Source organism: Burkholderia sp. MSMB0856, from assembly GCF_001524645.2.
Classification (GTDB): domain Bacteria; phylum Pseudomonadota; class Gammaproteobacteria; order Burkholderiales; family Burkholderiaceae; genus Burkholderia; species Burkholderia diffusa.
Window position 1 is genome coordinate 1065257 of the sequence record NZ_CP013428.1, and the last position, 25538, is coordinate 1090794.

General features: G+C 68.7%; 23 protein-coding genes. 11 read left to right on the forward strand and 12 right to left on the reverse strand.

The annotated features are described in order from the left end of the window. Positions 1-56: 56 nt before the first annotated feature. Complete coding sequence (locus tag WS87_RS22420; protein WP_006755380.1) at positions 57-539, forward strand: Lrp/AsnC family transcriptional regulator; 483 nt, start codon at positions 57-59, stop codon at positions 537-539. Positions 540-795: 256 nt separating this feature from the next. On the opposite strand, the gene WS87_RS22425 is transcribed toward WS87_RS22420, so the two are convergent. Both WS87_RS22425 and WS87_RS22430 read right to left on the reverse strand, forming a co-directional pair. Continuing rightward, the gene (locus tag WS87_RS22425) at positions 796-939 is read right to left on the reverse strand and encodes a hypothetical protein (RefSeq protein WP_179955234.1); all 144 of its coding nucleotides are present in this window, start codon (positions 937-939) and stop codon (positions 796-798) included. Between the two features lie 244 nt (positions 940-1183). Continuing rightward, entirely contained in the window at positions 1184-2836 is a 1653-nt protein-coding gene (locus WS87_RS22430; RefSeq protein WP_059819024.1) for an IclR family transcriptional regulator, read from the reverse strand. A gap of 177 nt (positions 2837-3013) precedes the next feature. Here WS87_RS22430 and WS87_RS22435 point away from each other — a divergent pair, with 177 nt between their 5' ends. Together WS87_RS22435 and WS87_RS22440 are read left to right on the forward strand one after the other, a co-directional pair. Continuing rightward, positions 3014-3973, forward strand: coding sequence for an MBL fold metallo-hydrolase (locus WS87_RS22435; protein ID WP_059525310.1), 960 nt, complete (start codon positions 3014-3016; stop codon positions 3971-3973). A 182-nt stretch (positions 3974-4155) separates the two neighbouring features. Next, positions 4156-5523 (forward strand): MFS transporter, encoded by a 1368-nt coding sequence (locus WS87_RS22440; RefSeq protein ID WP_059819025.1) that lies wholly within the window; start codon positions 4156-4158, stop codon positions 5521-5523. Positions 5524-5664: 141 nt separating this feature from the next. Here the strand turns inward: WS87_RS22440 and WS87_RS22445 are convergent, their stop codons facing one another. After that, positions 5665-7443, reverse strand: a complete 1779-nt coding sequence (locus WS87_RS22445) for a sensor domain-containing diguanylate cyclase (protein WP_059819026.1) — start codon at positions 7441-7443, stop codon at positions 5665-5667. 270 nt (positions 7444-7713) lie between these two features. Then, positions 7714-8514 (reverse strand): SDR family NAD(P)-dependent oxidoreductase, encoded by an 801-nt coding sequence (locus WS87_RS22450; protein ID WP_059819027.1) that lies wholly within the window; start codon positions 8512-8514, stop codon positions 7714-7716. A gap of 140 nt (positions 8515-8654) precedes the next feature. Here WS87_RS22450 and WS87_RS22455 point away from each other — a divergent pair, with 140 nt between their 5' ends. Then, positions 8655-9614 (forward strand): GlxA family transcriptional regulator, encoded by a 960-nt coding sequence (locus WS87_RS22455; protein ID WP_059819028.1) that lies wholly within the window; start codon positions 8655-8657, stop codon positions 9612-9614. Between the two features lie 74 nt (positions 9615-9688). Beyond that, positions 9689-10837, forward strand: a complete 1149-nt coding sequence (locus WS87_RS22460) for an epoxide hydrolase family protein (protein WP_059819029.1) — start codon at positions 9689-9691, stop codon at positions 10835-10837. Between the two features lie 116 nt (positions 10838-10953). On the opposite strand, the gene WS87_RS22465 is transcribed toward WS87_RS22460, so the two are convergent. Both WS87_RS22465 and WS87_RS22470 read right to left on the reverse strand, forming a co-directional pair. Next, complete coding sequence (locus WS87_RS22465) at positions 10954-11445, reverse strand: 2,4'-dihydroxyacetophenone dioxygenase family protein (protein ID WP_059450233.1); 492 nt, start codon at positions 11443-11445, stop codon at positions 10954-10956. A 99-nt stretch (positions 11446-11544) separates the two neighbouring features. Beyond that, positions 11545-12510 carry a LysR family transcriptional regulator gene (locus tag WS87_RS22470; RefSeq protein WP_059819030.1) on the reverse strand — a complete coding sequence of 322 codons (966 nt, stop codon included), beginning with the start codon at positions 12508-12510 and terminating at the stop codon, positions 11545-11547. Positions 12511-12615: 105 nt separating this feature from the next. Between WS87_RS22470 and WS87_RS22475 the strand changes: the two genes are divergently transcribed. Beyond that, the gene (locus tag WS87_RS22475; protein ID WP_059819031.1) at positions 12616-13974 is read left to right on the forward strand and encodes an aspartate aminotransferase family protein; all 1359 of its coding nucleotides are present in this window, start codon (positions 12616-12618) and stop codon (positions 13972-13974) included. A 50-nt stretch (positions 13975-14024) separates the two neighbouring features. Next, positions 14025-15542, forward strand: coding sequence for a CoA-acylating methylmalonate-semialdehyde dehydrogenase (locus WS87_RS22480; protein ID WP_059819032.1), 1518 nt, complete (start codon positions 14025-14027; stop codon positions 15540-15542). Positions 15543-15674: 132 nt separating this feature from the next. On the opposite strand, the gene WS87_RS22485 is transcribed toward WS87_RS22480, so the two are convergent. The 3 genes from WS87_RS22485 to WS87_RS22495 form a co-directional block, all read right to left on the reverse strand. Continuing rightward, positions 15675-16049 carry a COG4315 family predicted lipoprotein gene (locus tag WS87_RS22485; RefSeq protein ID WP_059819655.1) on the reverse strand — a complete coding sequence of 125 codons (375 nt, stop codon included), beginning with the start codon at positions 16047-16049 and terminating at the stop codon, positions 15675-15677. Between the two features lie 344 nt (positions 16050-16393). Continuing rightward, positions 16394-17326 (reverse strand): AEC family transporter, encoded by a 933-nt coding sequence (locus WS87_RS22490; RefSeq protein WP_059819656.1) that lies wholly within the window; start codon positions 17324-17326, stop codon positions 16394-16396. A 164-nt stretch (positions 17327-17490) separates the two neighbouring features. Next, entirely contained in the window at positions 17491-18375 is an 885-nt protein-coding gene (locus WS87_RS22495) for a LysR family transcriptional regulator (RefSeq protein ID WP_059819033.1), read from the reverse strand. A 359-nt stretch (positions 18376-18734) separates the two neighbouring features. Between WS87_RS22495 and WS87_RS22500 the strand changes: the two genes are divergently transcribed. After that, on the forward strand, positions 18735-19112 hold the full coding sequence (locus WS87_RS22500; RefSeq protein WP_059525329.1) for a nuclear transport factor 2 family protein: 378 nt from the start codon (positions 18735-18737) through the stop codon (positions 19110-19112). Between the two features lie 21 nt (positions 19113-19133). On the opposite strand, the gene WS87_RS22505 is transcribed toward WS87_RS22500, so the two are convergent. Beyond that, on the reverse strand, positions 19134-20072 hold the full coding sequence (locus tag WS87_RS22505) for an AraC family transcriptional regulator (protein ID WP_059819034.1): 939 nt from the start codon (positions 20070-20072) through the stop codon (positions 19134-19136). A gap of 87 nt (positions 20073-20159) precedes the next feature. On the opposite strand from WS87_RS22505, the gene WS87_RS22510 reads away from it, so the two are divergent. Then, complete coding sequence (locus WS87_RS22510) at positions 20160-21599, forward strand: cytochrome P450 (RefSeq protein ID WP_059819657.1); 1440 nt, start codon at positions 20160-20162, stop codon at positions 21597-21599. 16 nt (positions 21600-21615) lie between these two features. Here WS87_RS22510 and WS87_RS22515 read toward each other — a convergent pair whose 3' ends face one another. After that, positions 21616-22416 (reverse strand): helix-turn-helix transcriptional regulator, encoded by an 801-nt coding sequence (locus WS87_RS22515; RefSeq protein WP_059467907.1) that lies wholly within the window; start codon positions 22414-22416, stop codon positions 21616-21618. Between the two features lie 132 nt (positions 22417-22548). Here WS87_RS22515 and WS87_RS22520 point away from each other — a divergent pair, with 132 nt between their 5' ends. Beyond that, on the forward strand, positions 22549-23955 hold the full coding sequence (locus tag WS87_RS22520) for an APC family permease (protein WP_059819035.1): 1407 nt from the start codon (positions 22549-22551) through the stop codon (positions 23953-23955). A gap of 52 nt (positions 23956-24007) precedes the next feature. Beyond that, positions 24008-25117, forward strand: coding sequence for a DmpA family aminopeptidase (locus WS87_RS22525; protein WP_059819036.1), 1110 nt, complete (start codon positions 24008-24010; stop codon positions 25115-25117). A gap of 138 nt (positions 25118-25255) precedes the next feature. On the opposite strand, the gene WS87_RS22530 is transcribed toward WS87_RS22525, so the two are convergent. After that, positions 25256-25468: a hypothetical protein gene (locus tag WS87_RS22530; protein WP_059525339.1), complete on the reverse strand. Its 213-nt coding sequence runs from the start codon at positions 25466-25468 to the stop codon at positions 25256-25258. Between the last annotated feature and the right edge of the window lie 70 nt (positions 25469-25538).

The following is a 25538-nucleotide window of genomic DNA, read 5'->3' on the forward strand; positions in this document are numbered from 1 at the left end:
AAACAGGAATCCTGTTCAGATAGAATGCCGATTTTAAGTAGAAGATTCTTTCCATCATGGCTACCCGCGAACGCACGCCGAAAACCCTCGACAACCAGGACCGCAAGATCCTCGGTGCACTGCAAAAAAATGCGCGTCTGTCGAACGCAGAACTGGCCGAACAGATCGGCATGTCGACCACCGCATGCTGGAACCGCACGCGGCAGCTTGAGCTCGATGGTTACATCGACGGCTACGTCGCGCTGGTCAACCAGCGCATGCTCGGCTACGCGGACATCGTGATCCTCGAAGTCACGCTCGATCGCCACGAGGACGACGCGCTCGCGCGTTTCGGCGCCGAACTCGCGGCGTTGCCCGAAGTGCTCGAGGCCTACCTCGTGTCGGGCGAATACGACTACTGGATCAAGGTCGCGGTGGACGGCACGGCCGGCTACGAGCGCTTCTTGCGCGAGAAGCTGTACAGGATTTCGAGCATTCGCCACAGCCGCTCGATGTTCGCGCTGCGGTGCATGAAAGACGTGCCGTCGATTCAGGTGTGACGACAGGCGGAGACGGCACGCGCATCGTCGTGACGACGAGATTCGCGGATGTGCCGGAGAGGAGCGGCAATCGGGCTGTCGCGTCGAATGGGCGCGGCCCGGAGCCGGAAACAGGCGGGAAATGCCTGCGGGGCCGGAAAACGGATGAATCTTCCGTCGGCTTTTGCGGCGCTCATCCACCACGCCGATGCCGGGCGCGGCGGCCTTACGGCGCGCGTCCCGGCAGGCGGGTCAGACGGATGATGTGACGCTGCGCTCAGCGCGGCAGGCGTGCGTGCGCTTCAGCGATGACTTCGCAGTTCTCGAGGTGCAGTGCCCATGCTTCTGCAAGCAGCTCGCCAACACGTGCGAGCCAGCCAGCGGATTGGGTGGAACGATCGGAGACATTAGACGTTTGCATGACGAAGCCCCATGTAGGTGGCGAGTTAGGGATAACCCTAATCATAGAGGAACGTCACCGTGCTGTGAAATGCGATTTCGTTATATGAGAATCACTGACAATTTTTGTTGCTGCTGCGCAACATCAATTTCATGTGCTTCCGCGTGGCGGACGCGCGTGACGAGGCCGTGGCGAGCACGGCCTTGCATTGACGGACGGAAGGGGAAGTCAGGCGCGGAGAAAGGGCGCGGCGGCGGGGCGGCGCTTACCCGCCGATCCATCCGAAGCGCCACGACAGGCGGCGCGTCGCGGCGCGCAGCGCATGCGCGAGTTCGCTGTCCGGCCCGCGCGGGAAGCCGCGCGACGAGCCGATGATCGCGATCACGAGCCGGATGCTGCCGGTGTGATCGAACACGGGCGCGGCGATCGTCCCGATGCCCGGCACCGGCGCATCGAACGCGAAATCGAGCGCGTCCGCGCGGATCGTCGCGAGCCGCGCGCGGAATGCGTCGTCGATCTGCGTCGCGCGGCCGGCGAGGCGCACCGGCTCGTCGGCCAGCAGGCCGGCCAGCACGTCGTCCGACATGCCGGCCGCGAAGATCCGCCCGATCGCGGTATTCACGAGCGACATCACCGTGCCGACCTGCAGGCTCACGTGCTGCGGCCGCGCGGATTCCTCGAGACGAATCACCGTCGGCCCGAGCGGCCCGAGCGTCGCGGCCGCCACGCTCATGTCGGTCGCGGCCGCCAGCGCGACGATCTCGGCTTCTGCATCGCGCGTCGGCGACACGCGCTGCATCGCGATCAGGCCGAGCGCCTGGGCGAGCGGCCCGCCGCCGAAGCAGCTCGCGTCGTCGCGGCTCAGCAGGCCGATCTTCTGCAGGCTCACCAGATGCGGAAACGCCTTCGCGGCCGGCATGCCGGCCGCCGCCGCGAGATCGCGCAGCGGCAGCGCACGGCCCGCCGACACGAGCGCCAGCAGCAGTTCCCCCGTGCTGTCGAGTGCGTTGATGCCACGCTGCGCTTTCGTATCGTCGGCGAGCGCGGGCGGCATGCGCTGCGTGGCCGGCGGCATGCCCGCCCCGACCGGCGGGGCATCGCGTCCCGCGCCGAGCGACGCGGTGGCTTGCCGCGCCGCATCGCGCAGCGCCGCCGCGATCGGGCCGTCCCACCCGACATCGATCGATCCGGTCGAGCCGATCACTGTCAACGCGAGTTGCAGGCGTCCGTCCGCGTCCAGCACCGGCACGCACATCGCGCTGACGCCGGGGCTCGGCCGGTCCACGCCGCGCTCGATCCCGCGCGCGCGGATCGCGTCGAGTTCGGCCTGCCACGCGCCGGCGTCGGACGTGGGCTGCACGCCTTCTGCGCCGGCGAGCGTGTCGCCGGCGCCGGCCTGACTGGCCGCCATAGCGTCGAGCTGGGCGGGGTCGCCGAACGCGCGGAACACGCGGCCGGTCGCCGTCGTGTCGAGCGACATCACCGATCCGACGTGCAGGTTCACGTGCAGCGGATAGCCGCCGTGCTCGATGCGCACGATCGTGGGCCCGAGCACGCCCGGCACCGACAGCGCCACGCTCAGGCCGACCGCTTCCGCGAGCCGCGCCGCGTGCGGCAGCGCCGCGCGATAGGCCGGCTGGCGTTCGATCGACATCAGCCCGAGCCGCAGCGACAGCGGCCCCGGCTCGTAGTTGCCCGTGAGCGCGTCGCGTTTCACGAGCGCGAGCCGCGTCAGGCTGACGAGATAGGTGTGCGCCTGCGCGGTCGACAGCTCGGCCGCGGCCGCCAGCTCCGACAGCCCGAGCGGCTTGCGCCGGCGCGCGAGCGCGTCGAGCAGCCGGCCGCCGACCTCGACGCTCTGGATTCCGCGCTGCGCCTTGGGCGGCGCGTCGTCCGCGCTGACTTCGTGGTTCTGCACGCGATGATTCTTCCGTTGACGAAACCCCGCATGGTATCCGACGCCATTTGACGCGCCAGCCCGCAGGTTTACCCGTATTGGACAATAGCAAGCGCATTTGTCATTGACAAATAATCGACGCGGGCAGATGATCCGCTCACTCCCCTCAACACATGGCTCGCAGCCACGGAACGCAACATGGCCAAAGCATTCGCCTCCCAAGCCGATCTGGAAGAGAAGAAAGTCACCTGGACGCAGCTGTCCGAGAACGCGTACGCGTACACCGCCGAAGGCGACCCGAACTCGGGCGTGATCATCGGCGACGACAGCGTGCTGATCGTCGACACGACCGCGACGCCCGCGATGGCGCAGGACCTGATCGCGAAGATCCGCAGTGTGACCGACAAGCCGATCAAGCACGTCGTGCTGTCGCATTACCACGCGGTGCGCGTGCTCGGCGCGTCCGCGTATTTCGCCGAAGGCGCGCAGCACGTGATCGCGAGCCGCGGCACGTACGAGATGATCGTCGAGCGCGGCGAGGCCGACATGAAGTCGGAGATCGAGCGCTTTCCGCGCCTGTTCGCGGGCGTCGAGACGGTGCCGGGCCTGACCTGGCCGACGCTCGTGTTCGAGCGCGAGATCACGCTGTTCCTCGGCAAGCTCGAAGTGAAGATCATGCACGTCGGCTCGGGGCACACGAAGGGCGACACGATCGTCTGGCTGCCGTCGCAGAAGGTGCTGTTCTCCGGCGACCTGGTCGAATACGACGCGGCCTGCTATTGCGGCGACGCGCAGCTCGAACAGTGGCCGGCCACGCTCGAGGCGCTGCGCGCGCTCGGCGCGGAAAAGCTCGTGCCGGGCCGCGGTCCCGCGTTGCTGAATCCGGCCGAGGTCGACAAGGGCCTCGACTACACGAAGGATTTCGTGACGACGCTGCTCGCGCAGGGCCGCAAGGCCGTCGAGCGCAAGCTCGACCTGAAGGCGTCGATGGCGCTCACGCGCGAAGCGATGGATCCGAAGTTCGGCCACGTGTTCATCTACGAGCACTGTCTGCCGTTCGACGTGTCGCGCGCGTTCGACGAGGCGAGCGGCATCACGCATCCGCGCATCTGGACCGCGCAGCGCGACAAGGAAATGTGGGACGCGCTGCAGGACTGAGCGGCTCACCGCGGCGCGGCGTCCAGGCGGGCGCCCCGCCGTTTTTCTGACGGCGCCTGAACGACGGCGGCATTGGGCCGCGGTTCGGGGCGCCGGCTTCCGGTCTCACAAGAAAGCAGGGCGCACGTACGCCCGCGGAGACTGCTGCGCGCTCGAATCGCGCGGCCCGTTTGGAGAGAGACATGCCCCAATCGCTTCCCGCCGAAGCGACGATCGCGCACGCGAGTGTTGCGGCGTCGGCTTCCGCATATGAATCCACACCGGCGTCGGACGCCGGCGACGCGCTGCTGTTCCGCAAGATCGCATGGCGGATCGTGCCGTTCCTGTTCCTCTGCTACGTCGTGTCGTTTCTCGACCGCATCAACATCGGCTTCGCGCAACTGCAGATGAAGCACGACCTCGGCTTCAGCGATGCGATGTACGGCCTCGGCGCCGCGGTGTTCTACGTCGGCTACGTGTTCTGCGAGGTGCCGAGCAACCTCCTGCTCGCGCGCTTCGGCGCGCGCCGCACGTTCACGCGGATCATGCTGTTGTGGGGCATCGCGTCGACCGGGATGATGTTCGTGTCGCAGCCGTCGCATTTCTACGTGCTGCGCTTCCTGCTCGGCGTGTTCGAGGCCGGCTTCTTTCCCGGCATCGTGCTGTTCCTGACCTACTGGTTTCCGGCGAACCGCCGCGCGGCGGCGATCTCGGTGTTCTTCGCGGGCGTCGCGGTGGCCGGCGTGCTCGGCGGCCTGATGTCGGGCTGGATCATGCGCGACATGAGCGGCGTGCTCGGATTGCACGGCTGGCAATGGATGTTCGCGATCGAAGGTGCGCCGGCGATCGTGCTCGCGTGCTTCGCGTTCACGTATCTGGTCGACCGGCCGCAGGACGCCGCGTGGCTCACGTCCGACGAAAAGGCGCGCGTCGCCGCGCTGTGCGGCGACGGCCGTGCGCATGGCGCGCACGACACGCGCAGCCTGGCGGCCGCGCTCGCGAACCCGCGCGTCTATCTGTTCGCGTTCATCTATTTCTCGCTGACCTGCGCGTCGCTGACGCTCAATTTCTGGATGCCGCTGATGATCCGCGATTTCGGCGTGACCGACGTCGTGGCCGTGAGCCTCTACACGGTCGTGCCGAACGCGGTCGGCGCGGTGGGGCTGATCCTGATCGCGCGCCGCTCGGACCGCACCGGCGAGCGCCGCAAGCATTTCGCGTGCTGCACGATCGGCGGCGGGCTCGCACTCGCGGCGCTGACGCTGCACCTGCACAGCTTCGCGGCGATGCTCGCGTGCCTGTCGATTGCGGCGACGCTGATCTTCGCCGCGCTGCCGATCTTCTGGGCCGTGCCGACCCGCTATCTGTCGGGCAACGCGGCGGCGGCCGGGATCGCGCTGATCAGCAGCATCGGGATCACGAGCGGCATCGTCAGCCCGTGGGTGATCGGGCTGATCCGCACGCGCACCGGCAGCATGGATCTCGCCGTGTATTTGCTGGCCGCGCTGCTCGTGCTGAGCGGCGCCGCGCTGATGCTCGGCGTGAAGGGCGACCCCGCGCGGCGGGCCTGAACCACGGCCGGGCGCTGATCGTGATCGCGGCGGCGCCCGGACCGCAAGCGCGAGCGTCGTTGGCACGTCGCGCGTGCGCCTTCGGCGGCGCGGTCGCGCTCGCGTCGCGTTGATCGGGGGACGCGCCGGCGCGGTGCGCGGCTAGGGGCGATACACCTCGACCCGGTTGCGGCCGCGTTCCTTCGCGACATACAGCGCCTTGTCCGCGCGCGACAGCGCCTGGTACGCGCCGAAGTCGGACGTCCGCATCGCGTCGATGCCGATGCTGACGGTCAGCGCCAGCACTTGGTCCTCGTGCACGAGCCGCGCGTCGACCGCGCGCTGCTGCACGCGCAGCGCGAGCGCGCACGCCGCATCGATCCCGGCGTGCGGCAGCACGATCGCGAATTCCTCGCCGCCGATGCGCCCGACGATGCCGTCCGGCCCGATTTCCGCGAGCAGCAGCCGCGCGAAATGCCGGAGCGCGCGATCGCCGAACGGATGTCCCCAGCGGTCGTTCAGCGCCTTGAAGTGGTCGAGATCGAGCATCAGCACCGCGGCGTCCTGGCCGGTGGCGCGCACGCGGCGCAACGCGGCTTCGCCTTGCCGCATGAACGCGTGGCGGTTCGACAGCTGGGTCAGGTGATCGGTCGTCGCCATCCGGTGCAGCTCGGTCTCGATGTGCTTGCGCTCGGTCGCATCCGTGATGAAGCCGTGCCAGACCGTGCCCCCGTCCGGCGTGCGTTGCGGGCGCGCGTCGCCTTCGCGCCAGCGCATCCCCTGATCCGGCAGCAGCACGCGGTATTCGAGCCGCCACGGCGTCAGTCGCTCCGCCGACGCCAGCAGCGACTGGCGGTACGCGACCAGGTCGGCCGGATGAATCCGGGTCTCGACCGCGTCCGCGTCGCGGGCGATCTGCTCGGGCGTCAGTTCGTAGATGTCGCGCACGCCCGCGCTCGCGTACGAAAAGAACCGGCGACCGTCGGCGGTCTGCCGCAGCTGGAACACGAGACCGGGGACCTGGTCGGTCAGGTTCGTCACGAGTGTGACGGAGTCGCTCAGCCGGCCGGCGAGTTCGCGCAGCGCGGTGATGTCCGTGGTCGTGCCGACCATGCGCAACGCACGCCCGTTGTTGTCGCGGGCGATGACCTTGCCGCGGCTGCAGATCCATTTGTACGTGCCGTTCTTGCAGCGGATGCGGTGCTCGACCGCATAGCTGTCGGTGCGGCTTTCGAAATGTGCGAGCATCGCGGCCTTCACGTCGGCGACATCGTCCGGGTGCAGCCGTTCGTACGCATCCTCGATCCGGCTCGTCAGTTCGTGGGGCGCGTAGCCGAGCAGCGCCTTCCAGGCCGCCGAATAATGGATCTCGCCGGTTTCCACGTTGCGGTCCCACATGCCGGTGCCGCTTTCGGTCAGCGCGAGCGTGGTCAGCGCGCTGCGTTCTTCTATGCCGCCGAGCCGTTCGTGCAGCGCGGCCTGTGCATTCGCGCGGGCGATCGCGCGTTCCGCGAGCGTGGCCAGGTCATGCAGGAAAGCGCGTTGCGCGGCGTCGAGCATCAGGCCCGTGTCGCCGACGATACACAGTGCGCCAGGCGTGGTGCCGTCGGCCGCAATTAGTTCGCAGGCCGCGACGACGTGCGGCGCGTCGAGCGGGAGCCCACTCGCCTCGGGTGTGATGAATCGGCGGTCGGACGCCGAGACGCGCTCGACACGCGGCGGGAAGTGCGCGGCAGGCAGCGTGGCGGGCAGCGTTCCGTCGGACGCTGCCACGCGCTGCGTGCTGGCTTCGGCGAAAGTGACGAACGCGCCGACCGTGCCGACATGCGCGCGGGCGAGCCGGCACACGGTCTCGAGTTCGGGCAACGGCGCGAGCGCCGGGCGATCGTCGGCGGGGACGCGAGAGGAGCCGGGTGTGTCGCCGGCCCCGGAGGTGAACATTCGGAACCGCATGGTCGAATTCCGCGACGGTCGATTGCGCCGATCATCGGACGAATGTCGCGTGGCGCTGCTTCGGGAGTTGCAATCGCGAAGCCTATCGTCGCGGAAAATGCGTGGCAAGCGGGGTGAAACCGGCTTTGGCGGGAACGCAACGCAGGGTCCGGAATGCGTCGCGGCGTCGACGGCTGCGGTGGCGCAAGCGCCATCGACGCGCTTCGATTCGGAAGCGTCGCGCCCGGACAGCACGGGCGCGACCCGGGTACTGCGCGACTAGCGCGCAACCGTATAGCGCGGTGCCGGCGAATCCGTCGACAGGTGCGGCGCCATCGTGCGGCGCGCGGCCTCGTACGCATCCCATTCGCCGGCCGCGTGCAGCGACGGAATCGTCACGAGTTCGCCGCGATCGAAGCCGACCAGCGCCGCGTCGACGAGGTCGGACGCCGACATCACGATCTCCTTCGGCAGGTGTTCGAGCGGCAGGCCGCCGGTTTGCCAGAACTCGGTCGCCGTCGCGCCGGGCAGCACGGCCTGCACCTGCACGCCTTGTTCCGCGAGTTCGTGGTGCAGCGACTGGCTGAACGCGAGCACGAATGCCTTGCTGCCGCCGTAGACGCCGTTGAGCGTTTCCGGCGACAGCGCGACGATCGACGAGATGTTGATCACGGCGCCGCGGCCGCGTGCGACGAAGCCGGGCACGGCGGCATAGGTCAGGCGCGTGAGCGCGGTCACGTTCAGGTCGATCATCCGCGTCATCGCGTCGACATCGCTGTCGAGCAGCGGCGCGTGCGTGCCGACGCCCGCGTTGTTGACGAGCAGCGTGATGCTCGCGTCCTGCTTCAGCTTCGCCTCGACGGCGGCGAGCGCCGCGCGGTCGTTGAGGTCCGCGCCGACGATCTCGACGCTGCGCTGCGTGTCGTTCGTGACGCGCTCGGCGAGCGTGGCCAGCCGGTCGCGGTTGCGCGCGACCAGGATCAGGTCGTAGCCGCGGCGCGCGAGTCGATCCGCATAGATCGCGCCGATGCCGGACGATGCGCCGGTAATGACGGCGGTACCGCGATGTGCTTCAGTCATGATGTCGCTCCGTGTCGAGGAAAAGGTGAGTGCGTGAAGGCATTCTGGCCTCGAATCGCGGCGACACAAATGACGTAGATGGGTATGATTTCGGACATCGGGCGGGTCGTCACGATCATGCCCCGCTACTGGAGATACGCATGCACCGCATCGGTTTTCTGATCAGCGACGGCTTCCAGATCATGGCGCTCGCCGCGCAATCGGTGTTCGAGTACGCGAACATGGTCGCGGGCGAGCCGTTCTACGTGATGGACAACTATTCGGTCGACGGCGGCGACGTGCGTTCGTCGCTCGGATTGCCGGTCGCGACGCGCGCGCTGCGCGGGCGGATCGACGTCGATACGTGGATCGTCGCGGGCGTCAACGATCCGCTCGCGTCGCCGGCGCCGGCCGGCGTCGTCGCGTTCCTGCGACGCGCGAACGCCCGCGCGCGGCGCATCGCCGGCATCTGCACGGGCGCGTTCGTGCTCGCCGAGGCCGGGCTGCTCGCGCAGCGCCGCGCGACGACGCACTGGGCGTACGGACGCGGCATGCAGCAGCAGTTTCCGGACATTCGTGTCGAGGAGGACCGGATCTACATCGTCGACGGCCCGATCTGGACGTCCGCCGGGATGACGGCCGGCCTCGACCTGGCGCTCGCGATGGTGGAGAAGGATCTCGGCGCGGACACCGCGCGCTCGGTCGCGCACAAGCTCGTGATGCACCAGCGCCGTGCGGGCGGACAGTCGCAGCATTCGGAAATGCTGGACCTCGCGCCGAAATCGGACCGGATCCAGAACGCGCTCAACTATGCGCGGCGGAATCTCGGCCGCGCGCTGACCGTCGAGGAACTGGCCGACGCCGTCCACCTGAGTCCGCGCCAGTTCAGCCGCGTGTTTACGCTCGAAACCGGGCAGTCGCCGGCGAAGGCGATCGAGCGGCTGCGGCTCGAAGCCGCGCGGCTGATGATCGAGCAGAGCCGGCATTCGCTCGATGTGATCGCGAAGGAGAACGGTTTCCGCGACCGGCGCCACCTGCGCGACGCGTTCGTGCGCGGCTTCGGCGTGCCGCCGCAGGCCGTGCGGCGCGACGCGCGGGCGGACGAGCGCGAAACGGGCTGACGCTCGCGGGCGCGCCGCCAGCGCGGGTCGGAAAAATCGCGCAGAATCTCCGGCATTCCTCGCAAGGAGACACCATGCGCGCCGCCCCGTTCAGCATTGCGATTCCCGATCACGCGCTCGATGACTTGCATCGGCGCCTGCGCGACACGCGCGCACCGGTGCTGACACCCGCCGCGCCGTGGCAGCAGGGTGTGGATGGCGCGTGGCTGCATGAACTGGTTGCGTACTGGCGCGAGGGCTTTGACTGGCGGGCGGCGGAGCGTGCGCTGAACCGGCAGCCGCAGTTCGTCGCGGACGCAGACGGGCAACGCGTGCATTTCATCCATCGGCGTGGGGCGGGGCCGAAGCCGTATCCGCTCGTCATCACGCACGGCTGGCCGGGCTCCGTACTCGAATTCGACGCGCTGATCGATCGCCTGTGCGATCCGGCCGCGTTCGGCGGCGATCCGCACGACGCGTTCGACGTGGTCGCGCCGTCGCTTCCCGGCTTTGCGTTCTCGCCCGCGCCCGCGGCACCGGGCATGTCGGCATTTCAGGTCGCCGACCGCTGGGCGACGTTGATGTCCGGGCTCGGCTATCGTCGCTTCGGCGCGCAAGGCGGCGATCTCGGCGCAGGCGTGTCGATTGCGCTCGGCGCGCGACATGCCGACTTGGTGAACGGCATCCATCTGAACTACCTGCCCGGCAACTACGAGCCTCCGACCGACGCGGCTTCGCCGTTGACCGAAGACGAACGCGCCTTCGTGACGCAGCGTGGAGAATGGGTTGCGCTGGAGGGTGGATACGCGCACGTGCACATGACGAAGCCGCAGACGCTGGCCGTCGCGCTCAACGATTCGCCGGCGGGGCTGGCGGCGTGGATCGCCGAGAAATTCCGCACGTGGAGCGATTGCGATGGCGACGTCGCAAAGCGGTTTTCGCACGACACGCTGCTGACCGGAATCTCACTCTACTGGTTTACCGGCTGCATCGGCTCGTCAATGCAGATGTATTGGGAAAACCGGCTGCAGCCGATGCGCTTCGCGGCCGGGCAGCGCGTGGCGGTGCCCGTCGCATTTGCGCGCTTTCCGAAGGAAATCAGTCGTCCGCCGCGCAGTTGGGTCGAACGGGTGTTCGACGTCGTGCAGTGGACCGACATGCCGAGCGGCGGCCATTTCGCCGCGATGGAGGAGCCGGAACTGCTGGCCGACGATATTCGCCGATTTTTCCGGCGCTTTCGGTAATGCGGCCGGGGGCGGCTTGGGTGACGAAGTGCGCCGGCGGTCATTCATGCGCGTGTTGGCGACTGCATGCGCCGTGTGGATCGTGACGCGACGATGTCGCCCGTCTTGCCGCGTGATTACCGCGTGACAAACGGCGCCGCATCGTGCGGCGCGGTGCGCGCATGCTTGCGCTGGCGCAGCAGCGCGACGCGGCAATTCTCGCGCGCGGTCTCGCGGCCGTCGTCGTCGAGCAGCACCAGATCGCCGCGCATCACGTTGAGCGTAATCACGTCGTCGCCGGGCGCGCCGAGCGTTTCCGGCGTATGCACCGATCCGGCCGGTTCGAGCACCGTCGAGCCGGCCTGCGCGATCCACTCGTATTCGCGGTAGCGCCACGCACCCTGCAGCGTATGGACGAAGACCTCGCCGTCGTGGCGATGGCGCGGCAGCGTGCCGCCGGCCGGCATCTTCAGCAGCGCGGTCAGCGTGTCTTCCGCCGCATTGATATGCAGATACTTGATCGCGAGCCCCGGCAGGTCGGCGCTCATCGGCAGCCATGGCAGCGCGTCGCCGGGCAGGCACGAAATCGGCGGCAGGTCGGTCGGGAGCGGGGCGGACGGCTGCGTCATGGCGGGAGGCGAGCGGAAACGAGAAGTGCGCATTATCGCAGAGCCGGATCGGGCCGCAGCCTCTGATCGGACGGCGCCGCCCGCGAAACCTGAACGCGGCTACGCGTCGCTGCTGTCGCTGCTCGGCCGCGCCGCCGCATGCGCCGCGTCGAGGCACGACTGGAACAGCAGCGCCGCGCGCGTCGGTCGCGGCGAGCGCCGCAGCAGGCTCACGAACCGGCACCGGTAGTTGAAGCGGTGCGGCGCGATCGGCTGCATCAGCCCCTTGTTTTCGAAGCTCTCCGCGTAATGGTCGGGCAGGAAGCCGAGATAGCGGCCGGACAGGATCAGCGTCGCGATCGATTCCTGGTCCGATGCCGTCGCGCTGCGCGTGAGCTTCGCGCGATGGCTCAGCTCCATGTTCGGCGAATGGAAGCCGAGGCCGGCGAATGCGTGGTTGCGGATCGTCGTCCACGTGAGCCTGCCGTGCGGCGCATCAAAGAGCGGATGCTGGCGGCCGCAGTACAGCAGCATCCGTTCGTCGAACAATTCCGAATACACGAGGCTGCCCGAGCTGCGGTGCGCGGGGATGATCCCGACCTGATAGCTGCCGTCGATGATCCCGCGCTCGACCTCGTTGATCGACGCGACATGCAGGTTCAGCGCGACGTCGGGCGCTTCGTCCGTGAACTGGCGGATCGCGTCGCCGAGCCGCGCGTTCGGGTTGGTGGCGGTCTTGTCGAATACGGCGACGTGCAGTTCTCCGCCCATTTTGTCGTGAATGCCGTCGATCCTGCTGCGAAATGCCTCCATCGACGCGAGCAGTCGCAAGGTTTCCTCGTACACGGTCTGCCCCTCGGCGGTCAGCGTGAAGCCCGCGCGGCCGCGCCGGCACAGCACGAGCCCGAGGCGCGTTTCCAGATCCTTCACGTGCCGGCTGATCGTCGAGATGCCGATATTCAGCTCGAGTTCGGCCGCCGCCATCCCGCCGCACTGCACGACGCCCTTGAAGACCCGCAGCAGCCGCAGATCCATGTCGCTGAGCTGCCCGAGCAGCGCGCGGCTCTTCGGTTTCTTTGCTTGCATAGTTGCGCAAGTGAACATTGATATTGCGATATTGAAGAGACTAATTGGCCTCCCGACAATGCGCAACATCATCACAAGAAGGAGGGGCGCGCCGCGCCGACCGACATGACCGACACGATCACCGCCAGCCAGCAGGACGAGACGAACCTCCGCACCGACGCCGCCTGGCTCGACGCCCACTGGATGCCGTTCACGGCGAATCGCCAGTTCAAGTCCGATCCGCGCATGATCGTGTCGGCCAAGGACGCGTATTTCACGGATGGCGAAGGCCGCAAGATCTTCGACGGCCTGTCGGGCCTGTGGTGCACGGGTCTCGGTCACGGCCGCACGGAAATCACGGAAGCCGTGAGCCGCCAGGTCGCGCAGCTCGACTACGCGCCGGCGTTCCAGTTCGGTCATCCGAAGTCGTTCGAGCTTGCGAACAAGATCAAGGACCTGACGCCGGCCGGCCTCGACTACGTATTCTTCACGGGCTCGGGCTCGGAAGCGGCCGACACGTCGCTGAAGATGGCCCGCGCGTACTGGCGCGCCAAGGGCAAGGGCACGAAGACGCGCCTGATCGGCCGCGAGAAGGGCTATCACGGCGTGAACTTCGGCGGCATCTCGGTCGGCGGGATCGGGCCGAACCGCAAGCTGTTCGGCCAGGGGATCGACGCCGACTTCCTGCCGCACACGCAGCTCGCCGAAAACCGGTTCTCGCGCGGCATGCCCGAGCACGGCGCCGATCTGGCCGACCGCCTGCTCGACCTGATCGCGCTGCACGACGCATCGAACATCGCGGCCGTGATCGTCGAGCCGTTCTCGGGTTCGGCGGGCGTGGTCGTGCCGCCGAAGGGCTATCTGAAGCGCCTGCGCGACATCTGCACCGCGCACGACATCCTGCTGATCTTCGACGAAGTCATCACGGGCTTCGGCCGTGCCGGCGCGATGACGGGCGCCGACGCGTTCGGCGTGGTGCCGGACATCATGAACTTCGCGAAACAGGTGACCAACGGCGTGCAGCCGCTCGGCGGCGTGATCGCGACGAAGGAAATCTACGACACGTTCATGGCCGCGGGCGGCCCCGAATACATGCTCGAGTTCCCGCACGGCTACACGTATTCGGCGCACCCGGTCGCGTGCGCGGCCGGCGTCGCGGCGCTCGACCTGCTGGTGAAGGAAGACGCGGTGGCCCGCGTGCGCGATCTCGCGCCGCATTTCGAGGCGGCCGTGCACGGGCTGAAGGGCCAGCGCCATATCACGGACATCCGCAACTATGGGCTGGCGGCCGGCCTGACGATCGCGGTGCTGCCGGGCGAGCCGGCACGGCGCCCGTACGAGATCGCGATGCGCTGCTGGGCGAAGGGTTTCTACGTGCGCTACGGCGGCGACACGATCCAGCTCGCGCCGCCGTTCATCTCGGAAAAGCGCGAGATCGACAACCTCGTGAACGCGCTGTCCGACGCGCTGAACGAAGTGAACTGAGCGCGGCCCGTGCTGCGCGACAACCGAATTCACGAGACAGAGCCAGAAACATGAAACACGACAGCAATGTGACCTCCACCGTCGGCCATCTGATCGACGGCAAGCGCGTCGACGGCGGCAGCCGCGTCCAGCCGGTGTTCGACCCGGCCACCGGCGAATCGCACAAGAGCGTCGCGCTCGCCGACAAGCTGACCGTCGAAGCCGCGATCGCGTCCGCGCAGGCCGCGTTCCCGGCATGGCGCAACACGCCGCCGCTGAAGCGCGCGCGCGTGATGAGCCGCTTCAAGACGCTGCTCGAGGAGCATGCGGACGAGCTGTGCGCGCTGATCACCGCCGAGCACGGCAAGGTGCTCGCCGACGCGATGGGCGAATTGCAGCGCGGCATCGAGAACGTCGAATACGCGACCTACGTGCCCGAGTTGTTGAAGGGCGAGCACAGCAAGAACGTCGGCCCCGCGATCGATTCGTGGAGCGAATTCCAGGCGCTCGGCGTCGCGGCCGGCATCACGCCGTTCAACTTCCCGGTGATGGTGCCGCTGTGGATGTGGCCGATGGCCGTCGCGTGCGGCAACACGTTCGTGCTGAAGCCGTCGGAGCGCACGCCGTCGTCGACGCTGCGCATGGCCGAGCTGGCGCTCGAGGCCGGCCTGCCGCCGGGCGTGCTGAATGTCGTGAACGGCGACAAGGAAGCGGTCGACGCGATCCTGACCGACCCGCGCGTGAAGGCGGTGAGCTTCGTCGGCTCGACGCCGATCGCCGAATACATCTACGCGACCGGCTGCGCGCACGGCAAGCGCGTGCAGGCGCTCGGCGGCGCGAAGAACTTCGCGGTCGTGATGCCCGACGCCGACATCGGCAACGCGGTGAACGCGCTGATGGGCGCCGCGTACGGCTCGTGCGGCGAGCGCTGCATGGCGATTCCGCTGGTCGTCGCGATCGGCGATGAAACGGGCGACAAGGTGATCGACGGCCTGAAGGCCGAGATCGCGAAGATGAAGGTCGGCCCGGGCAACGGTGCGGGCGTCGACATGGGGCCGCTCGTCACGAAGCAGCATTTCGAGAAGGTGACGGGCTTCGTCGACGCGGGCGTGGAAGCGGGCGCGACGCTCGTCGTCGATGGCCGCGGCGTGAAGGTCGACGGCCACGACGGCGGCTACTACCTCGGCCCGTGCCTGTTCGACAACGTGAAGCCCGGCATGCCGGTCTATCAGCACGAGATCTTCGGGCCGGTGCTCGGCGTGATCCGCCTGAAGTCGCTCGACGAGGCGATGGCGCTGATCGACGCGCACGAATACGGCAACGGCACGTGCCTGTTCACGCGCGACGGCGAAGCGGCGCGCTACTTCAGCGACAACATCCAGATCGGCATGGTCGGCATCAACGTGCCGCTGCCGGTGCCCGTCGCGTATCACTCGTTCGGCGGCTGGAAGCGCTCGCTGTTCGGCGATCTGCACGCGTACGGCCCGGATGCGGTGCGCTTCTACACGAAGCGCAAGACGATCACGCAGCGCTGGCCGTCGGCCGGCGTGCGCGAAGGGACGGTGTTCAGCTTCCCGTCGAACCGCTGACGCGCGATCCGGCCGCGACGTGACGCAATGCGGCCGGCGTAAAGACGCACAGGCCCGCCCCGGTCGACGACCGGGGCGGGCCTTTTCACACGTGCGGCGGCCGTGCCGACACTCAAGTCGGGGAAGGCACGCTTACGGCGCGACCACGTGCCACATGTTCTTGAAGTTGTCGCCGTTGCGGTCGCCCTGTTTCATGTCCTTCGCGAAGAAATACAGCGGCTTGCCCTTGTAGGCCCATTGCGGGCTGCCGTCGTCGCGCTTGACGATCGTGTAGGGGCCGACCGGGACATCGGTCGCGCTGGCCTTGTAAGGCGGCCAGATCGATTCGCATTGGCCCGTGCAGGCGCTGGTGCCGGCGTTGGGCTTGTCCTTGTCGAATGCGTAAACGGTCATGCCGTTCGCGGCGACGAGCGCGCCGTTTTCGACCTTGGTGATCGCGCCTTGAGCCAAGGCCGAAACGGACGCCATGGCGAGCACGGCGGAGCTGACGAGCAGCACGGCTTTCATGATTACCTCCTTGTGGTCCGGTGGGCGGCGCAGCCGCACGCATGGCCGGGCGTGCGCGCGACTGCGGGGAATGGTGCCGGAACGCGGCGCCGTGGCCGCCGGTGCGAGCGACGTGAAGTCGAATGGCGGAGGCACGGACCCGCTTCATTCACCATAGGCGGTTTTTGGCGGGGCTGCGAGAAGAACGGGGGGCGCATCGGCGATGCGTGTATCTCGCGCAACGACGCGGCGGTTGCACCCGTGCGGCGGGATTTGCCATCCGTCCCCGAACCTTCGTGAGTCGAACGGGCCTCCTGCGGCCGCGCTCCCTCGACGGGTCAGCGACGCGCCGCGATGCCGGGCCGTCAGCGAAACACCGGCGCCGACGCGAGCGCCGTCAGCACGGCCGGCATCGCGAGCGCGGCGGCGATCGTCTGGAACGCGGTGATGCCGGCCATCAGCGGCGCGTCGCCGCCGAGCTGGCGCGCCATGATGTACGACGAGGACGATGTCGGCAGCGCCTGGAACAGCAGCGCGATGGTCAGCGCGGCATCGCCGAGCCCGAACAGGCGGCCGGCCGCGAGCGTGGCGAGCGGCATTGCCATGAACTTGAACGCCGACGCGACGCACATCGGCTGCATCCATTCGCGCGCCGTGTCGAACTTCAGCGCCGCGCCCACGCACAGCAGGCCGAGCGGCATCGAGGCGGCGCCGAGCGCGCGCACGGCCGGTTCGACGGCGGCCGGAAACGCGATGCCGGCGACCTGCATCGCGATCCCAAGCGCGCACCCGACGACCAGCGGATTCGACAGGATCTGGCGCACGAGCGCCCACGCGCCGAGCCGCGTGTCGCCGTAGCGCGCGAACACCAGCACGCACATCAGGTTCACGGTCGGCACGATCGCCGCGACGCACACGGCCGCGAGCGCGATTCCGTGCGCGCCGAAGAGTCCGGCGGCGAGTGCCGTGCCAACATAGTTGTTGAAGCGCACCGCGCCCTGGAACACCGACGTGAACCCGGCGCCGTCCACAGAAACGAAGCGGCGGACCAGCAGCAGAAGCGCCGCGACGAGCACGGTCGAACCGACCAGCGCCGCCGCGAGCGGCAAGACGGGCAGTGCCTGCAGCCGCGCATTCGCGAGGCTGTTCGCGAACAGCGCGGGCAGCAGCACGTAGTAGCAGAGCCGCTCGGCGTGCGGCCAGAACGCATCGCCGATGAAGCCTGTGCGCCGGAGGCCGTGGCCGAGCGCGACCAGCAGCGCGACCGGCGCGAGCGCGAGCAGGATCGGGCCGATCATCGACGCGCCTTCAGGCGACACGGGCCGGACGGCAGGCGCGAGAAGCGGCGGAACGAAGCGGGAATCCATCCGGCGGGCAACATGGCGGCACGCAATCGAAAGAGTGACGATGCCCCCAAGTTAACACGCAGATGCAGCAGGAATAACGGTTAATTATCAGGCGTTCAATGAGAAATTCTCATCGATGACGCGGTGACTTCGGCGGCCAGCGCACGCGCGAAACGCTCGGCCGGCCGTGACTGATGTTCGAGCAGCACGACCTCGCGGCCCATCTGCGGCTGGCCGAACGGCAAGCGCGTGACGGGCGGCAGCCGCGCGAGCGTCGAGTCGGGGAGCGCGACGATCGCCGCGCCAAGCCCGCGCGCGACCATCCGCGCGATCGTCTCCGCGCTGTCGAGCACCATCTCCTCGCGTACGCGCACGCCGATGCGGCGCAACTCGGCGGCGATCATCCGGCCGGCCCACGCCTGCGCGTCGAAGCGGATGAACGGCAACGCCTCGAGCAGCGTGCCCGCGTCGCGCTCCGCATGCTGCGGCGGCGCGAGCAGCCAGAAGCGGTCTTCGTACAGCGTGGTCCACGTCAGCTCCGCCGGGTGCGGGCGCACGGGGCGGGTCGTGATCGCGGCGTCGAGTTCGCCGGCCGCGACGCGATTCGCCAGTTCGGCCGACATGCCGGCCGATACGTGCACGCGCAACGACGGGTGCGCGGCGCGCAGCGCGAGCAGCGCGTCGGGCAGCGGGCCGGACAGCGCGGTCTGGATCGCGCCGATCCGCAGGCGGCCGACGAGCTTCTTCTCGTCGCTGAGCGCATCGGGAATCCGGTCGACGATCGCGAGCACCTGCTCGGCCTGCGCGACGAGGATGTTGCCGGCTTCGGTGAGTACCGGCTGGCGGCGCGAACGGTCGAACAGCCGGACGTTGTATTCGCTTTCGAGCGTCTTGATCTGCAGGCTCACGGCCGATTGCGTGAGCCCGATCGCTTCGCCGGCGCGCGCGAAGGTGCGGTATCGGGCGATCGCGACCAGCGTTCGGAATGCGCGTAGTGACATGGACTCGGTGAGGTGAGCGGCCGGGGCCGGCACGCGGATTGCTCGGTGATGCCGGAGGCGGCGCATGGGCGGCAAGCCGATCGCGGCGCCGACGACCGCCGAAGCCGGCGGCCGCGGCCGGCACGCTGGCGGACATCATGCCCGTGCGTGCGGAAACGGGCAACCGCGGCATCGGCGCGCGCAGGCGGTCGCGGCGATCGCCCGGTGCGGGTTTTCGTGAATAGCATCGGGCCGGGCGTGCGCGCGTAGGTGCCTGCGGGGGCGGTCGTGGTCGGTCGTGCCGCCCGCAAGCGTTTGATCGATGCCTCGGGGCGACGCGGGCTGTCGCGTCGGCCCCGTCCTTCGCGGAGGTAACGACGATGACAGACGACCCCGGTGACGTTGCGCGTGCCAGCTATCGCGCGTATGTCGACAAGGACCGCGACGCGATCGAAGCGCTGATCGCACCGGACTTCCATTTCACGAGCCCGCTCGACAACCGGCTCGACCGCGACGCGTATCTGGCGCGCTGCTGGCCGAACAGCGCGATGCTCGCCGGTTTCGAGTTCGTCGACGTCGCCGTGCATGGCGAATACGTGTTCGTGGTGTACGAGGCCGACACGACAGCCGGCAGGCGGTTCCGGAATGCGGAGCGGTTGCGTGTCCGCGATGGCCGGATCGTCGAGGCCGAGGTGTATTTCGGCTGGTACGTGCCGCACCAGGCGCCCGAGGGCGGGTTCATCGAATCGGGCGGCTGACGCGTGACGAGCCGCGCCCCGTCACACCCAGAGCCGGTACATCCAGAACGATTCGTCCTCGGCGAAGCGTCGTACGAACTCGGTCGGCGAGAAGCCCGTGATGCGCCGCGTCGCGCGGCTCAGGTGTGCCTGGTCGGCGAATCCCTCGTCCAGTGCGAGCGCGGCCCAGTCGACCGGCTGCCCGGCGTCCTGACGGTCGCGCGCGGCGAAGAACACGCCTTCGGTGCGCACCAGCGTTTGCCAGTCGCGCATCGAGCGACCGCTGTACGACTTGATGCGCCGTTCGACTTGACGCGGGCTGTGGGTGTACCGCCATTCGCGCGCTTTCGATGCGAGACGCCCGACCCAACTGCGCCCCGCATCGCGCAGCGACGACAGCGGCGACACGCTGCCGCGCAGCGCATGCCAGCGCGGCGCGAGGTGGCGGTCGAGCGCGGCCAGCGCGTCGTCGTCGTGTTCGGCATCGGCGAGCGCATCGAGCAGTGGCCGCCAGCTGTCGTCGAGACATGCATGCGCGTCGACGAAGGTGTCGTGGATCGCCGGCAACGCGACGCCGAACAGCGCGCGTGCCGCATCGGCATGCAGGCAGACGATGCCGCCTTGTCCGCTCGTCGGCGCCCAGCTCGCGACCGGCATCGACTGGCTGCCCGACAACGTCGCCGATGCGCCGAACGGCCGCCATACGGGCCCGTCGCCGGTGAGCCGGACGAGCCCGACGTCGAGGCCGCGATACCACGACAGGCAGACGATCGGCGACGCGGGGAAATGCGTGAGCCGCTGCGCGTCGCTCAACATGAAGCCGCGCGTGTCGCGGGTAATGATCGCGACGACCGCGCCTTGCAGCGCAGCCGGCGGCTGATACAGCCGCGTGGGCGGCGACCGGCCGTCGCACAGCACGCGCGGCGCACGCGCGAGCGGATCGGGACACGGCGGCAATGTCGGAGACGGACCGAAGGGCATGACGCCGGAGTATAGGGACCGGCGCCGCACGTGTCGATGTCGTTTGCGTTCAAGACCGGCAGCGTGTCGATCCGGACAATCCGGCGCATGAACACACGATCCTCTTCCCGATGCCCGTTTGATGCGGACGCCACCGATGCGGCGCCCGCGCTTCACCCGCCCGGCGTATGGCCGCCGGGGCCGCGTGCCGGCCTGACGGGGTGGCGGCTCCTGCGCGCGATGTCGCGCGACCTGACCGGCGCACTCGCGGGCTGGCAGCGCGCGCATGGCGACGTCGTGCACCTGCGCATGTGGCCCGAACATGCGGTGGTCCTGACCGATCCGGCGCTCGTGCGCGCATTGCTGGTCACGCATCACGATGCGTTCGTGCGCTGGGAGCGCGGCATCCGCGTGTTCTCGCAGGTTCACGGGCACAGCGTGCTGATTGCCGAGGGCGACGCGTGGCGCGACAAGCGGCACGCGCTGCAGCCGAACTTCATGCCGAAACCGGTGCAGGCGTTCGTGCCGTCGATTGCCGCGACGGCCGGTCATGCGCTCGCGCAGTGGCCCGCGCACGATGCGCACTGGCCGATCGAAAGTGCACTGACGTCGCTTGCGATGGACGTGATCATGCGCACGATGTTCTCGGATGCGATCGGCGCGGACGCGCGCGTGGCCGAGGCCGCCGTGCGCACGGTCAGCGCGGCCGCGAACGCCGAGTTCTATCAGCCGGCCAGCGCGCCGGACTGGATGCCGTGGAAGCGCGGCAAGGCGAGGGCGCTGGCGGTGCTGAACGGATTGATCGACCGCCAACTGCATGCGCGTCTGGACATGCCGGAGCATGGCTGGCCGGACGATCTGCTGTCGCGCCTGCTGCGGCTGCACCGCGCCGACGTGCGCGCCTGGCCGCTGCAAGCCGTGCACGACGAGTGCATGACGGCGTTCCTGGCCGGTCACGAGACGGCCGCGGCCACGCTGACCTGGTGGGCGTGGAACATGGCCGCGAATCCGGCCGCGCAGGCCGCCGCGCGCGACGAAGTCGTGCGCGTGCTGGGCGGCCGCGCGCCGACCGCCGACACGCGCGCCGCATTGCGCTATCTGACGCAGACGCTCGAGGAAACGATGCGCCTGTATCCGGCGGCACCGATCCTGATCAGCCGTCGCGCATCGCGGCCGGTCGCGCTGGGCGCATGGCAGTTTCCGGCGCGAACGCTGTTCATGCTGCCGATTCAGCTGATGCATCACGACGCGCGGTGGTTTCCGGAACCGCAGGCATTCCGGCCCGAGCGCTTCGCCGACGACGCGCCGGCGATTCCGCGCGGCGCGTACCTGCCGTTCGGCACGGGGCCGCGCGTATGCCTCGGGCAGCATCTGGCGATGACGGAAATGACGGTGGTGGCGGCCATGATCCTGCAGCGTCATGAATTGTCCGTGCCGCCCGGCATGACGGCGCCGCGCGCGACGCTGAACGTGACGCTGCGGCCCGAGCGCGCGCTGCACCTGGCGATCGCGCCGACACGTCGGGCCGCGGAGGCCGAACCGTCGTGACGCGTCGGCGTCGCGCTCAGCCCGCCGCATCCTCCCCCAACGCCTGAATGAACCGCGAAAACAGCTCCGGCTGCGACGAAATCCCGAGCTTCGCGTAAAGATGGCGCCGATGCACCTTCACCGTCTCCGGCGAAATCGCCAGCCGCTCCGCGATCGCCTTCGACGAATTGCCGCGCAGCACCATTCTTGCGATCGACATCTCGCGATCGGTCAGCACGCCCGCGCCGAAGCGCGCGAGCGCCTGCTCGACGCGCGCGCCGAGATCGTCGTCGGGCGTCGCGCGCGCGGCATCGCCCACCAGCCGCCAGTGCTGCCGGATCGTCGCGAGCACCCACGGCATCGCGGCCGTCAGCTTGCCGAGCGGCTCGACGTCGAAGCGCGCCGACGCGCCGAGCGACAACGACAGCAGCAAGTCGGGGTTCGGCCGCAGCAGGATCTGGATTTCGTCGTCGCCGACCGCATCGCGGAAGTAGCTCAGGAAATACTCGCTCTGCCGGAACAGGTCGGGCGCGACTTCCTCGAGCCGGTAGCAGCCGTCGGCAAGCCCGTCGTGCGCGGCCTGCAGGAACGGGTCGAGCAGATATAACCCATTGAGGTAAAGCGGCACCGGCGACGCGCTGTCGGAGCCGCCCGTGTCGTATTCGTCGAGCACGAGCGGCACGCCGTCGCGGCCGATCGCCGTCGCGAGCGCGTTGTCGAACGGCACCATTTCGTTGAGCAGCAGCACCAGGAAGCGCCAGAAGCGCGGCTGGCCCAGATGATCGATCGCGCGGCCAAGCGCCTGGTGCATCGCGATTTCGGAGAAGAGTCGATCCATACCACCACCGAAGGGTGTAACACGAAGGGGGAATAGCGGTCCTGAATTTGGCTTCCTAGACTGCCACGCAATCAATCGGGCCCGAGTATGGGTGTTCAAAAAAGTGCAGGGTAGGAGCAACAGGAGAACGAAATGGCGATGATGTCGGAATCGACGGGCACGCTGCAAGCGACGCCTGCCACGGAAGACGCGCCGCGCGCGCTGTCGCAGACGCTCAGCGTGCGCGACGCGGTGATGATCACCGTGTCGGGCGTGACGCCCGCAAGCTCGATCTTCGTGATCGCGCCGTTCGCGATCCAGCAGGCCGGCAGCGGCGCGGTGCTGTCGTTCCTGCTCGGCGGCGTGCTCGCGCTCGCGTTCGCGCTTTGCTACGCGGAGCTCAGTGCCGCGCATCGCAGCGCAGGCGGCGAATACGTGATGGCCAAGCGCGTGTTCGGCACGCTGCCCGGCTACCTGACGTTCATCACGGTGCTGTCCGTCAGCGTGTTCATCCCGGCCGTGCTCGCGAGCGGCGCCGCGCCGTACCTGAACAACGCGCTCGGCACGCACTTCGGCAACCAGTCGGTCGCGCTCACGATCGTCCTGCTCAGTTACGTGCTCGGGATGCTGAACATCAAGACGAATGCGTGGATCACGGGCGCGTTCCTCGTCGTCGAGATCGGCGTGCTGATGCTGATCGCGGGGCTCGGCTTCGGCTCCCCGCATCGCGGCGCCGACGCGCTGATCGCGCCGGTCGTCGCGAGCGGCAATGCGCTGGTGCCGGCCACGCTCGCGGCCATCGTGCCCGCGATCGGCACGGCGATCTTCTGCTACAACGGCTTCGGCTCCGCCGCCTATCTCGCGGAAGACCTGCGCGGCGGCAACCGCAACGTCGCGAAGGCGGTGATCTATTCGCTGCTGGTGATCCTCGTCGTCGAGCTGATTCCGCTCACCGCGATCGTGCTCGGCGCGCCGTCGCTGACGGAGCTGACGAAGAGCGCGGACCCGATCGGCTATGTCGTGCGTTCGCTGAGCAGCCCGGCGGTGTCGCGCGTCGTCAGCGGCGGGATCTTCCTGTCGGTGTTCAACGCGATCATCGCGATCGTGATCACGATGGGGCGCCTGCTGTACAGCAGCGGCCGGCATGCGCTCTGGTCGCGCACCTGCAACCGCGCGTTCTCGACGATCCATCCGCGCTTCGAGTCGCCGTGGCTCGCGACGCTCGCGCTGGCGGTGCCGTCGTCGGGGCTGGTGTTCGTGTCGAGCCTCGACGAGCTGACCGCGTTCACGGTCGACCTGCTGCTGCTGATCTACCTCGTCGTCGGGCTGGCCGCGCTGGCGAGCCGGCTCGTGCGGCGCGACGTCGAGCATCATTACCGGATGCCGCTGTGGCCCGTGACGCCGCTCGTCGCGGTCGCGGGCGCCGCGTACACGCTCTACACGACATTGGCGACGGCGACCAAGCCGACCGACCTGATCATCATCGGCGGGCTGCTGGTGGCCGCGCTCGTCATGTATGCGGTCTGGGCGCGCCACAGCGATGCGTTCCGCTCGCTCTGACCATATCGACACATCGAACTATCGAACCATCGAAAGACGGAGGAATTGCATCATGCGCACGAGGGATCTCGGCATCCGCATCGGACTCGGCACGCCGGGCCGCTTCAACGCGATCACGGACGTACCGGGCGTGCGGGTCGGACATTGCACGCTGAACGTCGAGAACGGCGATGCGTCGATCCGCACCGGCGTCACCGTCATCGAGCCGCGCGCGGGCGCCGTGCACGATTCGCCGTGCTTCGCGGGCGTCCATGTGCTGAACGGCAACGGCGACGCGACCGGGCTCGAATGGATCCGCGAAGCCGGCCTGCTGACGACCCCGATCGCCTATACGAACACGCACAGCGTCGGCGCGGTGCGCGATGCGCTGGTCGCGAACGAGCGCGAAGCGGCGGCCGGCCGCGTGTACTGGTGCATGCCGGTCGTGATGGAAACCTACGACGGCCTGCTCAACGACATCTGGGGGCAACACGTGAGCGCCGCGCACGTGCTGCGCGCGCTGGCCGCCGCACAGTCGGGGCCGGTCGCCGAAGGCGGCGTGGGCGGCGGCACCGGGATGATCTGCCACGAGTTCAAGGGCGGCATCGGCACCGCGTCGCGCGTGGTCGCGGCCGACGCGGGCGGCTGGACCGTCGGCGCGCTCGTGCAGGCAAACTACGGCGTGCGCGAGATGCTGCGCGTGGCCGGTTATCCGGTCGGCGAGGTGTTGCGGCACGTGCATTCGCCATTTCGCGCGCCCGATGCACAAGGCGAGGCCGGGATGGGTTCGATCGTCGTCACGATCGCGACCGACGCGCCGCTGCTGCCGCATCAGTGCACGCGCCTCGCGCAGCGGGCGAGCGTCGGGCTGGCCCGCGTCGGCGGCGGCACCGAGGATTCGAGCGGCGACATCTTCCTGGCGTTCGCGACGGGCAACGACGGGCTTCCGGCCGCGAACTACGGCAGCAAGGGCGTGCCGACGACGGCCGTGAAGATGGTGAACAACGACCACATCTCCGCGCTGTTCGTCGCGGCGGCGGAAGCGGTGGAGGAAGCGATCGTGAATGCGCTCGTCGCGGGGAACGACGTCGAATCGCGCGGCGCGCGGGTCGAAGGGCTGGGGCAGGCGCGTTTGCTGGATGCGTTGCGCGAAGTGGGGTGGCGGCCGGGGCGCGGCGCCTGAAACGGCATGCGCCGCTTCAATCGAAGCGGCGTGGCGGACAGTGTCGTAGCGGCGATCGGCCGGCGCGTCGTGCGCGCGCGCATGTAATGCGTGCGATGCGTGCGCGGCGGGCCTGGCCGTGGCGACGCGGCGTCATGCTCAGCTGCCGAAATAGACGTTGCAGAAGCTGACGGGGCCGACGCATGCGTTCGGGTCTTCCTGCTTCGATTGCGCCCGATCGACGCGGCCCGCGGCCTGGACGGCTTCGGCGCGGTTCGCCGGTTGCTGCGCGGCGTCGACCGGCGCGGGCTGGGCATGCGCGACGGCGGCGGTGAGCGACAGGGCAACGAGGGCGAGGTGCAGCGGCTTCATTTGGGTTTCTCCTGGGTCAGTGCCAGTCTCGCTGGCAGTGAGGAAACTATAGGCTCGCACTGCTTAGAGA

Coding starts and splice junctions, on each gene's coding strand:
- WS87_RS22420 (WP_006755380.1), top strand. CDS start 57: ATGGCTACCCGCGAACGCACGCCGAAAACCCTCGACAACCAGGACCGC.
- WS87_RS22425 (WP_179955234.1), bottom strand. CDS start 939: ATGCAAACGTCTAATGTCTCCGATCGTTCCACCCAATCCGCTGGCTGG.
- WS87_RS22435 (WP_059525310.1), top strand. CDS start 3,014: ATGGCCAAAGCATTCGCCTCCCAAGCCGATCTGGAAGAGAAGAAAGTC.
- WS87_RS22440 (WP_059819025.1), top strand. CDS start 4,156: ATGCCCCAATCGCTTCCCGCCGAAGCGACGATCGCGCACGCGAGTGTT.
- WS87_RS22445 (WP_059819026.1), bottom strand. CDS start 7,443: ATGTTCACCTCCGGGGCCGGCGACACACCCGGCTCCTCTCGCGTCCCC.
- WS87_RS22450 (WP_059819027.1), bottom strand. CDS start 8,514: ATGACTGAAGCACATCGCGGTACCGCCGTCATTACCGGCGCATCGTCC.
- WS87_RS22455 (WP_059819028.1), top strand. CDS start 8,655: ATGCACCGCATCGGTTTTCTGATCAGCGACGGCTTCCAGATCATGGCG.
- WS87_RS22460 (WP_059819029.1), top strand. CDS start 9,689: ATGCGCGCCGCCCCGTTCAGCATTGCGATTCCCGATCACGCGCTCGAT.
- WS87_RS22465 (WP_059450233.1), bottom strand. CDS start 11,445: ATGACGCAGCCGTCCGCCCCGCTCCCGACCGACCTGCCGCCGATTTCG.
- WS87_RS22470 (WP_059819030.1), bottom strand. CDS start 12,510: ATGCAAGCAAAGAAACCGAAGAGCCGCGCGCTGCTCGGGCAGCTCAGC.
- WS87_RS22475 (WP_059819031.1), top strand. CDS start 12,616: ATGACCGACACGATCACCGCCAGCCAGCAGGACGAGACGAACCTCCGC.
- WS87_RS22480 (WP_059819032.1), top strand. CDS start 14,025: ATGAAACACGACAGCAATGTGACCTCCACCGTCGGCCATCTGATCGAC.
- WS87_RS22485 (WP_059819655.1), bottom strand. CDS start 16,049: ATGAAAGCCGTGCTGCTCGTCAGCTCCGCCGTGCTCGCCATGGCGTCC.
- WS87_RS22490 (WP_059819656.1), bottom strand. CDS start 17,326: ATGATCGGCCCGATCCTGCTCGCGCTCGCGCCGGTCGCGCTGCTGGTC.
- WS87_RS22495 (WP_059819033.1), bottom strand. CDS start 18,375: ATGTCACTACGCGCATTCCGAACGCTGGTCGCGATCGCCCGATACCGC.
- WS87_RS22500 (WP_059525329.1), top strand. CDS start 18,735: ATGACAGACGACCCCGGTGACGTTGCGCGTGCCAGCTATCGCGCGTAT.
- WS87_RS22505 (WP_059819034.1), bottom strand. CDS start 20,072: ATGCCCTTCGGTCCGTCTCCGACATTGCCGCCGTGTCCCGATCCGCTC.
- WS87_RS22510 (WP_059819657.1), top strand. CDS start 20,160: ATGAACACACGATCCTCTTCCCGATGCCCGTTTGATGCGGACGCCACC.
- WS87_RS22515 (WP_059467907.1), bottom strand. CDS start 22,416: ATGGATCGACTCTTCTCCGAAATCGCGATGCACCAGGCGCTTGGCCGC.
- WS87_RS22520 (WP_059819035.1), top strand. CDS start 22,549: ATGGCGATGATGTCGGAATCGACGGGCACGCTGCAAGCGACGCCTGCC.
- WS87_RS22525 (WP_059819036.1), top strand. CDS start 24,008: ATGCGCACGAGGGATCTCGGCATCCGCATCGGACTCGGCACGCCGGGC.
- WS87_RS22530 (WP_059525339.1), bottom strand. CDS start 25,468: ATGAAGCCGCTGCACCTCGCCCTCGTTGCCCTGTCGCTCACCGCCGCC.